This window comes from Salinispora cortesiana, from assembly GCF_000484695.1.
Classification (GTDB): Bacteria; Actinomycetota; Actinomycetes; order Mycobacteriales; family Micromonosporaceae; genus Micromonospora; species Micromonospora cortesiana.
The window spans coordinates 31,514-44,355 of sequence record NZ_AXVR01000005.1 but is presented as its reverse complement, the minus strand read 5'-3'; the positions used below and the strand labels follow the sequence as shown (position 1 = coordinate 44,355).

Here is a 12,842-nt window from a genome sequence, read left to right as displayed (position 1 = left end):
GGCCCAGAGGTTGACCGCATCGCCGCGCCCGCTACCCCGCTGGGTAGGCGTGCGTCTCCGTCACCCCGACCGCGGCCCACACCCGTTGACCTGGAATCAGGCGCAGGGTCGCCGCGGTCGTGGGTGGTACGTCGGCCGCTACTCGGACCGGCCCGTCCAACTGCACCCGCAGGTTGTCACCGTGGCGCTGTACCCCGGTGACCGTCGCCGGCCAGGTGTTGGGTGGGCTACCGGCGGGCTGGTCGTCGTGTAGCGCCACCGCCGAGGGGCGGAACGCGACGAACGCGTCCCCATCGAGGTGCTCCGGGACGGTGAGCAGGAGCTCGTCGGCGATCCGAATGTGGTTGTTCTCGGCTCGGCCCCGGTGCAGGTTCAGGCCGACCAGTTGGGCGACGTAGTCGGTACGGGGCCGGGCGGTGACGGTGGCCGCGTCCCCCTCCTGGACCACCCGGCCCTCCTCCACGATCACCAGCCGGTCGGCCAGCACCAGAGCGTCGAGGGGGTCGTGCGTGACCAGCACGGTGGCGCCGGGGTGGGCGGCCAGGTGCCGGTGCAGCTCGGCGCGGGTGTCCAGGCGGGTACGGGCGTCCAGGGCGGCCAGCGGCTCGTCGAGCAGCAGCACGGCCGGCCGTACCGCGAGCGCCCGAGCCAGCGCCACCCGCTGCGCCTGCCCGCCGGAGAGCTGCCCGGGTCGCCGGCGGGCGTGCTCGACCAGCCCCACCCGGGCCAGCCAGTCGCCGGCGCTCCGCCGGGCCGCCCGCCGGTTGGCGCCGTGCCGGCGCGGGCCGAAGGCCACATTGTCGAGCGCGTTCAGGTGTGGGAAGAGCAGGTAGTCCTGGAAGACCACGCCGACCGAACGGTGCTCGGCGGGGACGAACCTGCGCCGGTCCGGCCGGTCCAGGTCGCTGCCCGCCACCGTGATGTGGCCGGCGGTCAGGGGCTGCAGGCCGGCAAGCGCCCTTAGGGCGGTCGTTTTGCCGGCGCCGTTTGGACCCAGCAGCGCCACCACCTCACCGGCGGCGACTCGTAGCGGTACGTCCAGCTGGAAGTCGCCTCGCTCCACGGCGAGGCGTGCGTCCAGTAGGTGCCCGGTCACGGTGTGCTGATCCACCGGTCGCGCAACCCCGCCAGGATCACGACCGAGACGACGAGCAGGATCAGGCTGAGTACGATCGCGGCCTCGACATCGGTCTCCAGCGCCAGGTAGACCGCGAGCGGCATGGTCTGGGTCCGGCCCGGATAGTTGCCGGCGAAGGTGATCGTGGCACCGAACTCGCCCAGCGCGCGGGCCCAGCACAGCACCGCGCCGGCGGCCAGGCCCGGGCCGACCAGCGGCACGGTGACGTGCGTGAACGTGGTCCACCGTCCGGCGCCGAGGGTGGCCGCGGCCTCCTCGTATCGGCGGTCGGCACCCCGTAGCGCCCCCTCCACGGCGATGACCAGGAACGGCATCGCCACGAACGCCTCGGCGAACACCACGCCGGTGGTGGTGAACGGCAGCGTGATCCCGAGGGTCTGGTCGAGCCAGCCGCCGATCAGCCCGCGCCGACCGAAGACCAGTAGCAGGGCCACCCCGCCCACCACCGGCGGGAGTACCAGGGGCACGGTGACCAGGGCGCGCACCAGCCGCCGGCCGGGGAACTCCAACCGGGCGAGCAGCCACGCCAGCGGCACCCCGAGCAGCAGGCAGAGCAGGGTCGCCAGGGTGGCGGTGAGCAGCGACAGCCGTAGCGCGGCGAGCACCCCTGGCTCGGTGAGCCGCTGCGGCAGCGTGCTCCACGGGGTGCGGGCCAGCAGCCCGATCAGCGGCAGGGTCAGGAAGGCCAGCCCGAGCAGCGCCGGCAGCAGCAACGCGACCGGAACGCCACCGCCCCGCCGCCGCGAACCGCGCGGCCGGCGGGAACCCGCCGGCCGGCGGAGCGGATGCTCGATGAGCGTCATGGCGCCTGAAACCCGGCCTCGGTGAGCACCGCCTGGGACTGGGCAGACCGGACGTGGGCCACGAAGGCGTGAGCCGCGGTCGGGTTCGGCGCGTCGGCCAACACGGCGATCGGGTAGTCGTTGACGGCCTGGGCGGACTCGGGGAACTCCACCGCCGTCACGTCCGGCGCGGCGGCCCGCGTGTCGGTGCGGTAGACGAGGGCGGCGTCCACCTCACCCAGCCGTACCTTCGCCAGGGCCCCCCGCACGTCCGCCTCCAGGGTGACCGGGGTCAGCGTGACTCCGGCGGCGTCGAGCGCGCGGCGGGCCGCCGACCCACACGGCACCTGCTCGGCGCAGAGCGCCACCTTCAGCCCAGGCCGGGTCAGGTCACTCAGGCTCCGTACGCCCTCGGGGTTGCCGGCGGCGACCGCGATGACGAGCTGGTTGCGGACGAAGACAGCCGGCGTGCCGGCCGCGCCGTTGACGCCGTCGGCGGTGGTGACGGCGGCCAGGTGCTGCGGGGCGGCGGAGGCGAAGACATCCGCCGGGGCCCCTTCGGTGATCTGGGTGGCGAGCGCGGAGCTGCCGGCGAAGTTGAACACGACGGTGCTGCCCGGATGGGCTGCCTCGAAGTCGCGCCCGATCCGGTCGAACGATGCGGTGAGTGACGCGGCGGCGAAGACGGTCACCGTGCCGGCCACCCCACCGCCGGCAGCTTCGCCGCCCGGGGCGCCGCAGCCGGCCAGGACCAGCGCGACGGCACCCGCCACGACCGAGGCGCGCGGCCTCACGGCGCCGGCCTTCCCCGGGTGCCGGCCGGCGGCGTAGCTCGCTCGACCAGTACGTTCGTCGACTTGATCACGGCGACGGCCAGCGAGCCGACCCGTAGCTCCAATTCGTCGACGGCCTCCCGGCTCATCAGGGAGACGATGCGGAACGGGCCGGCCTGGATGTCGACCTGGGCCATCACGGTGTCCCGGACGACGCCGACGACGATGCCGCGTAGTCGGTTGCGGGCCGACGAGGCGTCGGAGCGCTCGTCGCGCTCGGCCGCCTGCGCGCGGGCGAACGCCGCCAGATCCACCCCGTCCACGGCCCGGTGTCCGTGCTCGTCGCGTTCTGCCCGAATCCGCCCGGCGTCGATCCAGCGGCGGACGGTGTCGGCACTCACCCCGAGCAGCTCGGCCGCTTCCCCGATCCGGAACCTCGTCACCTGGTCACCCTAGCGTCTGCATCCGAGAGCTGTTGCCCCGCTCATCCCCGGCGATTGCAAGGTATCGGAGTCAAATTTCCTCGTAACCGCGAGGTCTGGGTCCGGTCGGGCGCTGGCGTGGCTGACTTGACCCGACGGTCAGTCGACCCGTCGGCGACGGGGGCGGCCGGTGCCGCGGTGTACGCCGCGGGCGGGTTCGACCCGACGGCGCATAATGTGGGTACGCCGGAGCCGCCCTCGGCGGTCAGCACACGGGAGATGGTGGGGAGTACGGTGCCGCGGACGATTCCGAACGCAACGCGGAACACCCGGCAGCGGGGCGAGGTGCTCGCGCTGCTCGGGGAGGTTGACGGGTTCCACACGGCGCAGCAACTGCACCGGATGCTCTGCGATCGGGACGCCCGGGTGGGCCTGACCACCGTCTACCGGACCCTCCAGCTTCTGGTGGACGCCGGTGAGATCGACTCCACCCGGTTGCCCGGCGGCGAACAGCTCTTCCGCCAGTGCAGCCAGAGTCGTCACCACCATCACCTAGTCTGCCGGTCCTGCGGACGGACCGTGGAGGTGGCCGGCCCGGCGGTCGAACGCTGGGCCGACCAGGTGGCGGCCGAGCACGGCTTCACCGAGGTCGGGCACACCCTGGAGATCTTCGGCAACTGCGCCGGCTGCGCCGCGTCCTGACCCGACCGGCTGCCACCAGCCGGGGCGTTTCCCGCCCCGTCGGCCGGGAAATCGTCACCGCGGCACCCCGGCAACGCGGCCGGGAAGCCGTCACCGCGGCACCCCGGCAACGCGGCGTCTCGCGCGCCGCCCGACGAACGGACGCCGATCGCCATGACGTACCGTCCGGCCACCGACCGTCCCGACCTGGACAACCTCACCCTCGGGGTCGAGGAGGAGTTTCTGCTGCTGGACTCCGATACGGGGGAGAGCATGCCGATCGCCGCCCGGGTACTCGACGGGTTGTCTGGCGCCGCCTACGAGCAGAGCCGGCGGGAGTTTCGACACAGCATGGTCGAGATGGTCACGCCGGTCGTTTCCGACCTGACCGAGCTGCGGCGGCACCTGGTGGCGCTGCGTACCGCCGCCATTGACGCGGCCGAGGACGCCGGCGCCCGCCTCGTCGCGGTGGGTGCGACTCCGGTGAACGAGGCGCACCGGACCGTACCGGACGAACCCCGCTACCACGCGATGTCCCGGCGGTTCGGACCGGTCGCGCACGATCCGGCGGTCTGCGGCTGCCACGTGCACGTCGGCCTGCCCGACCGGGAACTGGCGGTCCAGGTCTGCAATCACCTGCGCCCGTGGTTGCCGGTTGTGCAGGCCCTCACCGTCAACTCGCCGCTGCACGACGGCCAGGACACCGGGCACGCGAGCTGGCGGGGGATGCAACTGGAGCGTTGGCCGAGCATCGGCCCCACCCCGTTCTTCGACTCGGCCGCCGACTACGACGCCACGGTGGCGGACCTGATCAAGGCGGGGATCATGCTCGACGCCGGGATGGTCTACTGGTATGTCCGGCCCTCCGTCGCGTACCCCACGGTCGAGGTTCGGGTTGGCGACGTCTGCCTCACCGTGGACGACACGGTGCTGGTGGCTGCGCTGGTACGAGCCCTCGTCGCGACCCTCGCGGCGGATGCCCAGAACGGGGTCCGGGCGACCCGGATCCGTGGCTGCCTGGTCTCCGCCGCCCACTGGCGAGCCGCCCACGACGGGCTCGACGGTGACCTTGTCGATCTTCGTACCGGGCACGCCCGGCCGGCCTGGGACCTGGTGGATGAGATGTTCGCCCTCGTCACGCCCGCCCTGGAACGCCAGGGCGATCGGGGGTACGTGCTCGACCAGCTGACTCGGCTCCGGGACGAGGGTACCGGCGCGGCACGGCAGCGTCGGATTCTGGAGCGGACCGGCTGCGACGTCCGCGCCGTCCTGGCCCACCTGGCCGCAGAGACCCGCCCCGCCCCGGCCTGAGCTGGTGCGGCCGCCCGTCCTACCGCTGGTGCGTCTGCAGCCACAGCTCCAGCAGCCCGAGCTGCCACAGCTTGTTGCTGCCGGCCGCGGCCTGCGTCGCCGCCGGGTCGGCGAGCAGTTCGTTGACGTACTCGGGCTGGAACAGCCCCCGCTCCTGGGCGGCCGGTGCCCGCAGCGCGTCGAGCACCAGCTCCCGCACCCGCCCGGAGACGTTGCGCAGCGCCGGCACCGGAAAGTACCCCTTCCGCCGGTCGATCACCTCGGCCGGCAGCACCTCCCGGGCGATCTCCTTGAGCACGCCCTTACCACCCTGCGCCACCTTGTGCTCCGGCGGACAGGCCGCGGCGAGCGCGACCAGGTCCTGGTCCAGGAAGGGGGTGCGGACCTCCAGCCCCCACGCCATGGACATGCTGTCCACCCGCTTGACCGGGTCATCGGGGAGCATCCGGTGGGTATCCAGGCGTAGCACCGCGTCCAGCGCGGTCTCCGCGCCGGGCGCGGCCAACTCGGCGACGAGCAACTCCCGGCTGGCATCTCGGTCGTGGGCGTACGCCGGACTGACAACCCGGGACAGCTCGGCGTGGTCGCGGTCGAAGAACGATGCGGCGAAGACCTCCGCCGCCCCGTCCCGGGGCGCCGTCGCGAGCGGCTGGTGGTAGCCGTACCCGGCGAACACCTCGTCGGCGCCCTGCCCCGACTGGGCCACCTTGACGTGCTTGGCCACCTGTTCGCTGAGCAGGTGGAAGGCCACCACGTCGTGGCTGCCCATCGGCTCGGTCATCGCGGCGACCGTGGCCTGGACCGCCGGCAGAAGGTCGTTGTCGGCGAGCCGGATCCGGCGGTGATCGGTGCCGAAGGCCCGGGCCACCTGGTCGGAGTAGTGGAATTCGTCGCCGGCCTCGTCGCCCCGGCTGTCGAACCCGATGCTGAACGTCTGCAGGTGGTGTTGGCCCGCCTCGGCGAGCAGGGCCACGATGAGACTGGAGTCCAGGCCACCGGAGAGCAGCACCCCGACCGGTACGTCCGCCACCAGCCGGCGGCGAACCGCCGCGCGCAGGGCGTCACCGACCGCCGCCTGCCAGTCCCGGGCATCCCGGCCGGCGTGGGCGGGGTCGCGGGCGTACTCCGGCTGCCAGTAGACGTGGTCGCGGCTGCGCCCGTCCGCCTCGACCACCCGCAGCGTCGCCGGGGGCAGCTTCCGGACGCCGCGCAGCACGGTCCGCGGCGCCGGCACAATCGAGTGCCAGGAGAGGTAGTGGTGCAGGGCCACCGGGTCGATGTCGGTGGCCACGTCGCCGGCGTGCAGGAGCGCGGGCAGGGTGGAGGCGAAGCGCAGGCGGCCGGGGGACTCCGCCAGATAGAGCGGCTTGATGCCGAGCCGGTCGCGGGCCAGCACCAGCCGCTGGCGGGTCCGGTCGAACAGCCCAATGGCGAACATGCCGACCAGGTGGTCGACGAAGGCCTCTCCCCACTCGGCGTACGCCACCAGGATGACCTCGGTGTCGCTGGTGGAGCGGAAGGTGTGCCCGGCGGCCCGGAGCTCCTCGCGCAACTGCGGATAGTTATAGATGCATCCGTTGAAGACCAGCGCGGAACCGAGGTCCTCGCGCACCATCGGCTGCGCGCCGGTGTCGGAGAGGTCGATGATGGTGAGCCGGCGGTGCCCGAGGGCCACCCAACCGTCCGTCCAGTGGCCGGTGTCGTCCGGGCCGCGGGACTCCATCGCCTGGCTCATCCGGATCACCGCGTCGGTGTCCGGCCTCGATCCGTCAAAACGCGCTTCCCCGCTGATGCCGCACACGCTCAGTGCCCCTCCGGCCGCTGTCCGGCGGTCCGGGCGGGCCGATGGCCGAGCGTCGAATTCATGGCTACCGTCCCGTCGCACCGTCTCATCTGGCCACCGGGCATGGGCCCGGGCCCCCGTCCCGCGGACGGGTGCGCCGGGTACCCGTGATCGGGTCACTCAAACCCGGTCCGGTGCCCGCCGCCGGCCGGACCGAGTTCAGAGCCGGATTCGAGATCGGTATAGCGTGGCGCGGGACCCCTAGGCTGGTGGCGATCGGTTCACCGGGTGGGTCCGGACACGCGTAACCAGCGCGAACTGACGGCGACAGGAGATGCCATGCCCGTTATCGCGATTGACGGACTGGTGAAGAGCTTCGGTGCGGTCCGCGCGCTCGACGGGCTCAATCTGCAGGTGGAGGCGGGGGAGGTGCACGGTTTCCTCGGGCCCAACGGCTCCGGGAAGTCCACCACCATCCGCGTCCTGCTCGGGCTGTTGCGCGGTGACGCCGGCAAGGTGCAGCTGCTCGACGGTGATCCCTGGCGCGACGCGGTGGCGCTGCACCGCCGACTCGCCTACGTGCCGGGCGACGTGAACCTGTGGCCCAACCTCTCCGGCGGGGAGGCGATTGACCTGTTCGGGGCGCTGCGCGGTGGCCTGGACCAGCGCCGTCGGGATGAGCTGCTGGAGCGATTCGACCTCGACCCGACCAAGAAGTGCCGGGCCTACTCCAAGGGCAACCGGCAGAAGGTGGCGATCGTCGCCGCCTTCGCCTCCGATGTCGAGCTGTACGTGCTCGACGAGCCGACCTCCGGGCTCGACCCGTTGATGGAGGCGGTGTTCCAGGAAGAGGTCCGGCGGCTCACCGGCAACGGAGCCACGGTGCTGCTCTCCAGTCACGTGCTCGCCGAGGTGGAGGCGCTCTGCGACCGGGTCAGCATCATCCGCGCCGGCCGTACCGTCGAGTCCGGCTCCCTGAGTGAGCTGCGGCACCTCGCCCGCACCACGGTCACCGTCGAGACGGTGCGCCCGTTGACCGGCGTCGCGGAGCTACCCGGCGTGCACGAGGTCCGGGCCGTTGACGGCCGGGTCCGGTTGGAGGTCGAGCCGGAGCACCTCGACGCGTTGCTCACCCACCTGATCCGCTTTGAGATCCGGGCGCTGGTGAGTGCACCGCCCACCCTGGAGGAGCTGTTCCTGCGGCACTACGACGGGGCCGACGACGGCCGGGTCGTCGCCGACAGCGGCGCGGAGCGGGCCCAGTGAGCGCATTCACCGGCACCGGCCGACTGGCCCGGCTCGTCCTGCGCCGCGACCGGATCAAGCTCGGGGCCTGGCTGCTCGGTACGCCGCTGCTCGGGTTCGCCCTCGCCGGTAGTGTCATCGAGTTCTACCCCGACGAGGCCGCTCGCCTCAGCTATGCCGACACCGCGCTCACCAGCGTGGTGGCGCGCGCCTTCAACGGGCCGATCTTCAACGCCGAGCTGGGCTCGATCGTCGTCGCCGAGGCGTACCTGACGCTAACCCTGCTCGCCGCCCTGGTCAGCACGTTCGCCGTCGTCCGGCACACCCGACAGAACGAGGAGACCGGCCGGGCGGAGCTGCTTGGTGCGGCGGTCGTCGGTCGGCATGCGTTGCTCACCGCCCCGTTGCTGGTTGTCGTCGGGGCGAACGTCGCCGCCGCCCTACTCCTCGGGCTGGCCTTCGCGGCTGCCGGCCTGCCGCTGCCCGGATCCCTCGCCGCCGCCGGGGCGGTCGGTGGGGTCGGTGTCGCCTTCACCGGCGTCGCCGCCGTCGCCGCCCAGCTCACGATTACCTCCCGTGGTGCGAACGCGCTGGCAGCGGCCACCGTCGGGGTGGCGTTCCTGCTCCGCGCCGCCGGGGATGTCCTCGGCGAGCGGGACGGCCTGCAACTGGTGAGCGCCTGGCCGTCCTGGCTCTCCCCGCTCGGTTGGGGCAACCAGGTACGCGCGTTCGGCGCCGAGCGGTGGTGGGTTCTGGGCCTGCCGGTCGTGTTGCTGATCGGCGCCACCCTGGCCGCGTTCGGTCTCGCCCGTCGGCGGGACCTCGGCGCCGGCCTGCTCAGCGACCGGCGGGGGCCGGCCCGGGCCGCCACCGGCCTGCTCAGCCCGAGCGGGCTGCTCTGGCGGCTACACCGCGGCTCCCTGGTCGGCTGGTCGGTGGCGGTGGTGGCCCTCGGGGTCTCGATGGGCTTCGCCGCGGACGAGGTCAACGATGTGATCGCCGAGAATCCGGCCGCCGCCGAGCTGATCGCCGCGATGGGGGGCGGGGTTGACGACCTGGTTGACGCGTTCCTCGCCGCGATGCTGGGGGTGTTCGCGTTGGCCATCGGCGCGTACGTGGTGCAGGCGTTGCTGCGAACCCGCGCCGACGAGTCGGGCGGCGTCCTGGAGGCGGTACTCGCGACTGCGGTGGGCCGGGTTCGCTGGCTGACCACCCAGGTGGTGGGCGCCGTCCTGGGCGCGGCGGTCCTCGTGCTGCTGGCCGGGCTCGCGACCGGCCTCGGCTACGGACTCGCAGCCGGCGATCCGGGCCGGAATGCGCTTGAACTGGGCGGGGCCGGGCTGCTTCAGCTACCGGCGTTGCTGGTGGTGGCGGGCTTGGTGACCGCGCTGCTCGGGCTGGTTCCCCGGTGGTCGGTGTCGCTGTCCTGGGCGGTGCTGATCGGGCTCCTGCTGTTGGGGCAGCTCGGCGCGGCGCTCGACCTGCCGCAGGCGGTGCTCAACCTCTCGCCGTACACCCATGTCCCCGCAGTGCCGGCGGTCGAGGCAACCACGCTGCCGCTGGTGCTGCTTGTCGCCGTGGCCGGTGCGCTGTTCGCCGCCGGGCTGGCTGGCTTCCGCCGCCGCGACGTCCCCAACTGAGTGGCCCGCAGCTCCATTCCGGGCCGTTAGCCGGAGACCTCCGGCTCCGGCTCCGCTTCGGCCTCCGAGCCGGTGTGGCGTTGGCGTAGCAGCTCGCCGCTCCACCGCGCGGCGGCCCGCTGCTCGGCGAGGACCCGCTCCCGGGCGCGGGCCAGCTCCTCGCGGACCGCCTCCGGGACGTCGGCGTCGGGCAGGTCGGCGAGGATCGCCGACCAGCGTCGGTTGAGCTGCTCGGCGTAGCGGGCGCGGCGCAGCAGCTCCTCGTGCCGGCAGTCCAGCGCGATCACGCGTTCCCAGTAGGGCTGGAGGGCTTGTCGGACTCGCTCGTCGAGCTGCACCCGTGCCCTGGGGCGGCAGGTGACCGTTTGACCGCCGCGCTCGAACGACCACGGTTCCTGTTGGGCGAGCTTCCGTTGCAGCTGCGCTTCCAGCTCACCGGCCCGGTGCGGTGCGACGGTGCGGGCGAGATCGGCGGCGATGCTGGCTAGCCGCTGGGTGGCCGGTGGCAGAAAGTAGTGGGCGTACCAGGCCAGCTGATCGGGTCGCAGTCCCTGCGAACGCCAGGTGAGGTCGGCGCGGATGGTGAAGGTGAAGACGTAACCCCGGGCGAAGACGGTGATCTGCCCGGCCGGCTCACGCCGCTCGATCGGATCCTGTGGTGGGGGCGGGGCCGGCCCCTGCTTCGCGGCTGTGTCGACCGTACGGGCCACGGTGAGCAGCCACCGCCACAGCCGCCGGACGGCCGGTGCCAGCCGGGTGGCGACTCGCCGCACTCCGGCTGCCAGCCGGGCGGCGCTCCGTCGGCAGGCCCGCACCGGACGAGCCCAGCGGGCGGGTCCCGCGGCGTCGGGCGTGGCTGGGCGATGCTCCTTCGGATCGGGGGGTACGGCCGGCGAGGGCATCTCCGCCGGCGGGCCTTCGGCCATGTCGCCTCCCTCGTCCGTCAACCGGTCCGCCGGGCCGAAGGGTGGTGCGGTCGGTGCCAGGTACGAGGGGAGTGCCGGCAGGTGCGGTGTCGCCGCTTACTCACGTTAACAAGGACCGGGCCAGTGGGGCGGCAGCGGCGCGGCGCGCTGACGGTGCCGATTCTGTTGCTGTCGTCGGTCGGGGTGGGTGCCAGCCATCCGTCCCTCGTGAACTCCGTGGGTGGTCGCGGAGCTGGCGTCGTGGTGGCTGGGGGACAACAAGACTCATCAGCTCGTTGGCGGTGCCACGGCCTCCAGAGCGTCAATGCTGCCGGACATGATCGTACGAATGTGATCGGTGATGTGTTGCAACGGCCAGTCCCACCAGGCGAGCGCCATCAGCCGGGCAACCTCTTCTTCATGGAAGCGGCGGCGGATCACCCGGGCCGGGTTGCCGCCGACGATGCTGTATTCGGGAACATCGTCAACGACGACAGATCCAGAAGCAATGATCGCACCGCTACCGATGTGGACGCCGGGCATAATCATGGTGTGGTAGCCGAACCACACGTCGTTACCAACCACCGTGTCACCCCGCCCGGGCAGGTTGGCGATGAGATCGAAGTGTTCGCTCCAGGAGCCACCCATAATCGGAAACGGGAAGGTCGAGGGCCCGTCCAGGCGGTGATTGGCGCCGTTCATGATGAACCGCACGCCCTCGCCCAATGCACAGAATTTCCCGATGACCAGCCGCTCCGGCCCGTAGTGATAGAGAACGTTCCGAACCTCGAAAGCGGTCGGATCGTCCGGGTCGTCGTAGTAGGTAAACTCCCCGACTTCGATCAGTGGCGAGGTGATCAGCGGCTTCAGCAGCACCACACGTGACTGTTCGGGCATCGGATGTAGGACCCCTGGGTCGGCTGGAATGCCCGTCATCGCAACTTCCTTCTGGATAAAAGGTGGGAGACGGGGCTGCGGCACCCAAGCGGGAGGCTATCACTGCACCCGTTTTGCGGAGAAGCGTGTTACGTCAGCCGCTCATCCGGTGCACCGGGCGGGACGGAAAGAGTGTTGGCGGTAGGACCGCGTCGCTGTTGAGTACGGCGGTCACGGCGGCAGTCGCGATTCCGGCCACCGGGTGGGTGGACGTGGTGAGCGAGGGGTTGGTCATCGCGGCCAGTGGGGTGTCGTCGAAGCCGGTCACCGCGATGTCCCCGGGGACCTGGACGCCATCCCGAAGGAGCCCGTTGAGCACACCGAACGAGGTCACGTCGCTGGCGCCGACGATCGCGTCGGTGTCCGGCCAGCGGGCCAGGACCTCCCGAGTGGCGGCACGCCCTCGGCCCGCGGTGAAGTCACCCCGAACCAGCCGGGGCGGCAGCCCCGCCGCTCGCAGCACCGCCCGGTAGGCGCGCACCGAGCGGCCGGCGCAGGGTAGCCAGCGAGAACCACTGATCATGGCGATGCGGCGGCGGCCCGTGGCGTACAGGTGCTCCACCAGGGCTGTGGTGCCGCCACCGTTGTCGATGTCGAAGGAGGCCACCACGGGGGAGCCGACGCCGAGCGAGGCGACCCGGCCGCGCAGCGTGGGCGGCACGGCGGCCAGGACCGCGGGGGTGGTGTTAACCAGGATCAGCCCGCTCACCCCGCGCTGCTCGGCGAGCCGACGCAGCTGGGCCAGGTCCCGGGTCGGCAGCCAGTGCAGGGCCACGCCGACGCCGTGCGGGGCGCACACCCGGGCGGCGGCGCCGACAACCTGGTCGACGTACGGGTCCTCGAGCACCTGGGGTGAGGTGCCGTGGACCACCGTGACCAGCCGCACACCGGTGCCGCGGACCAGGGCGCGGGCGGCCGGGTCCGGCACGTAGCCGAGCTGTTCGGCGGCGGCAGTGACCCGGTCGCGGGTGTGGGGCGCGGCGTACCCGTTGTTGGCGAGCACCCGAGAGGCGGTGGCCCGGGAGACGTCGGCCGCCCGCGCCACATCCGCCAGAGTCGGCGCACGCTGCGGTGCCGGCATCGTGATCCCTCCCCGTTTTCCCGCCGTCGGGCGACGTGTGTGGTCAGGACATTATTGCTCGGCTCGACGGCGATGGCCTGCGAGGACTTTTCGGTTTGCCCTGAGAACGTTCTCAGAGGTGTGCTCGTGCGGTCGGCCCTGATCA

The 12,842-nt window shown here is 72.2% G+C and carries 12 protein-coding genes; 4 read left to right on the top strand and 8 right to left on the bottom strand.

Annotated features, from left to right (window positions below; genetic code table 11):
- Positions 1-31: 31 nt before the first annotated feature.
- From K228_RS0104175 to K228_RS0104160, 4 genes are read right to left on the bottom strand one after another with little or no spacing between them, the layout of a single operon-like run.
- A complete protein-coding gene (locus K228_RS0104175; RefSeq protein WP_025617282.1) occupies positions 32-1,096 on the bottom strand; it encodes an ABC transporter ATP-binding protein in 1,065 nt (354 codons plus the stop codon).
- Complete coding sequence (locus tag K228_RS0104170) at positions 1,093-1,941, bottom strand: ABC transporter permease (protein WP_025617281.1); 849 nt, start codon at positions 1,939-1,941, stop codon at positions 1,093-1,095. The genes K228_RS0104175 and K228_RS0104170 overlap by 4 nt, the downstream gene beginning before the upstream one ends.
- Complete coding sequence (gene modA / locus K228_RS0104165; protein ID WP_025617280.1) at positions 1,938-2,714, bottom strand: molybdate ABC transporter substrate-binding protein; 777 nt, start codon at positions 2,712-2,714, stop codon at positions 1,938-1,940. The genes K228_RS0104170 and modA overlap by 4 nt, the downstream gene beginning before the upstream one ends.
- On the bottom strand, positions 2,711-3,136 hold the full coding sequence (locus tag K228_RS0104160; protein WP_025617279.1) for a TOBE domain-containing protein: 426 nt from the start codon (positions 3,134-3,136) through the stop codon (positions 2,711-2,713). Before K228_RS0104160 ends, modA begins: the two co-directional genes overlap by 4 nt.
- A 258-nt stretch (positions 3,137-3,394) precedes the next feature.
- Here K228_RS0104160 and K228_RS0104155 point away from each other — a divergent pair, with 258 nt between their 5' ends.
- Together K228_RS0104155 and K228_RS0104150 are read left to right on the top strand one after the other, a co-directional pair.
- A complete protein-coding gene (locus K228_RS0104155; protein ID WP_025617278.1) occupies positions 3,395-3,817 on the top strand; it encodes a Fur family transcriptional regulator in 423 nt (140 codons plus the stop codon).
- Positions 3,818-3,970: 153 nt separating this feature from the next.
- Complete coding sequence (locus tag K228_RS0104150) at positions 3,971-5,107, top strand: carboxylate-amine ligase (RefSeq protein ID WP_025617277.1); 1,137 nt, start codon at positions 3,971-3,973, stop codon at positions 5,105-5,107.
- A 19-nt stretch (positions 5,108-5,126) separates the two neighbouring features.
- On the opposite strand, the gene K228_RS0104145 is transcribed toward K228_RS0104150, so the two are convergent.
- The gene (locus K228_RS0104145) at positions 5,127-6,908 is read right to left on the bottom strand and encodes an N-acetylglutaminylglutamine amidotransferase (RefSeq protein WP_080671537.1); all 1,782 of its coding nucleotides are present in this window, start codon (positions 6,906-6,908) and stop codon (positions 5,127-5,129) included.
- A 321-nt stretch (positions 6,909-7,229) separates the two neighbouring features.
- Between K228_RS0104145 and K228_RS0104140 the strand changes: the two genes are divergently transcribed.
- Positions 7,230-8,156: an ABC transporter ATP-binding protein gene (locus tag K228_RS0104140; protein WP_025617275.1), complete on the top strand. Its 927-nt coding sequence runs from the start codon at positions 7,230-7,232 to the stop codon at positions 8,154-8,156.
- Positions 8,153-9,775 (top strand): ABC transporter permease, encoded by a 1,623-nt coding sequence (locus tag K228_RS0104135; RefSeq protein ID WP_025617274.1) that lies wholly within the window; start codon positions 8,153-8,155, stop codon positions 9,773-9,775. Before K228_RS0104140 ends, K228_RS0104135 begins: the two co-directional genes overlap by 4 nt.
- Positions 9,776-9,801: 26 nt before the next feature.
- Here the strand turns inward: K228_RS0104135 and K228_RS0104130 are convergent, their stop codons facing one another.
- The 3 genes from K228_RS0104130 to K228_RS0104120 form a co-directional block, all read right to left on the bottom strand.
- On the bottom strand, positions 9,802-10,701 hold the full coding sequence (locus K228_RS0104130) for a hypothetical protein (RefSeq protein WP_025617273.1): 900 nt from the start codon (positions 10,699-10,701) through the stop codon (positions 9,802-9,804).
- 267 nt (positions 10,702-10,968) lie between these two features.
- The gene (locus tag K228_RS0104125) at positions 10,969-11,616 is read right to left on the bottom strand and encodes a CatB-related O-acetyltransferase (RefSeq protein WP_025617272.1); all 648 of its coding nucleotides are present in this window, start codon (positions 11,614-11,616) and stop codon (positions 10,969-10,971) included.
- A 94-nt stretch (positions 11,617-11,710) separates the two neighbouring features.
- A complete protein-coding gene (locus K228_RS0104120) occupies positions 11,711-12,697 on the bottom strand; it encodes a LacI family DNA-binding transcriptional regulator (RefSeq protein ID WP_025617271.1) in 987 nt (328 codons plus the stop codon).
- Positions 12,698-12,842 lie beyond the last annotated feature (145 nt).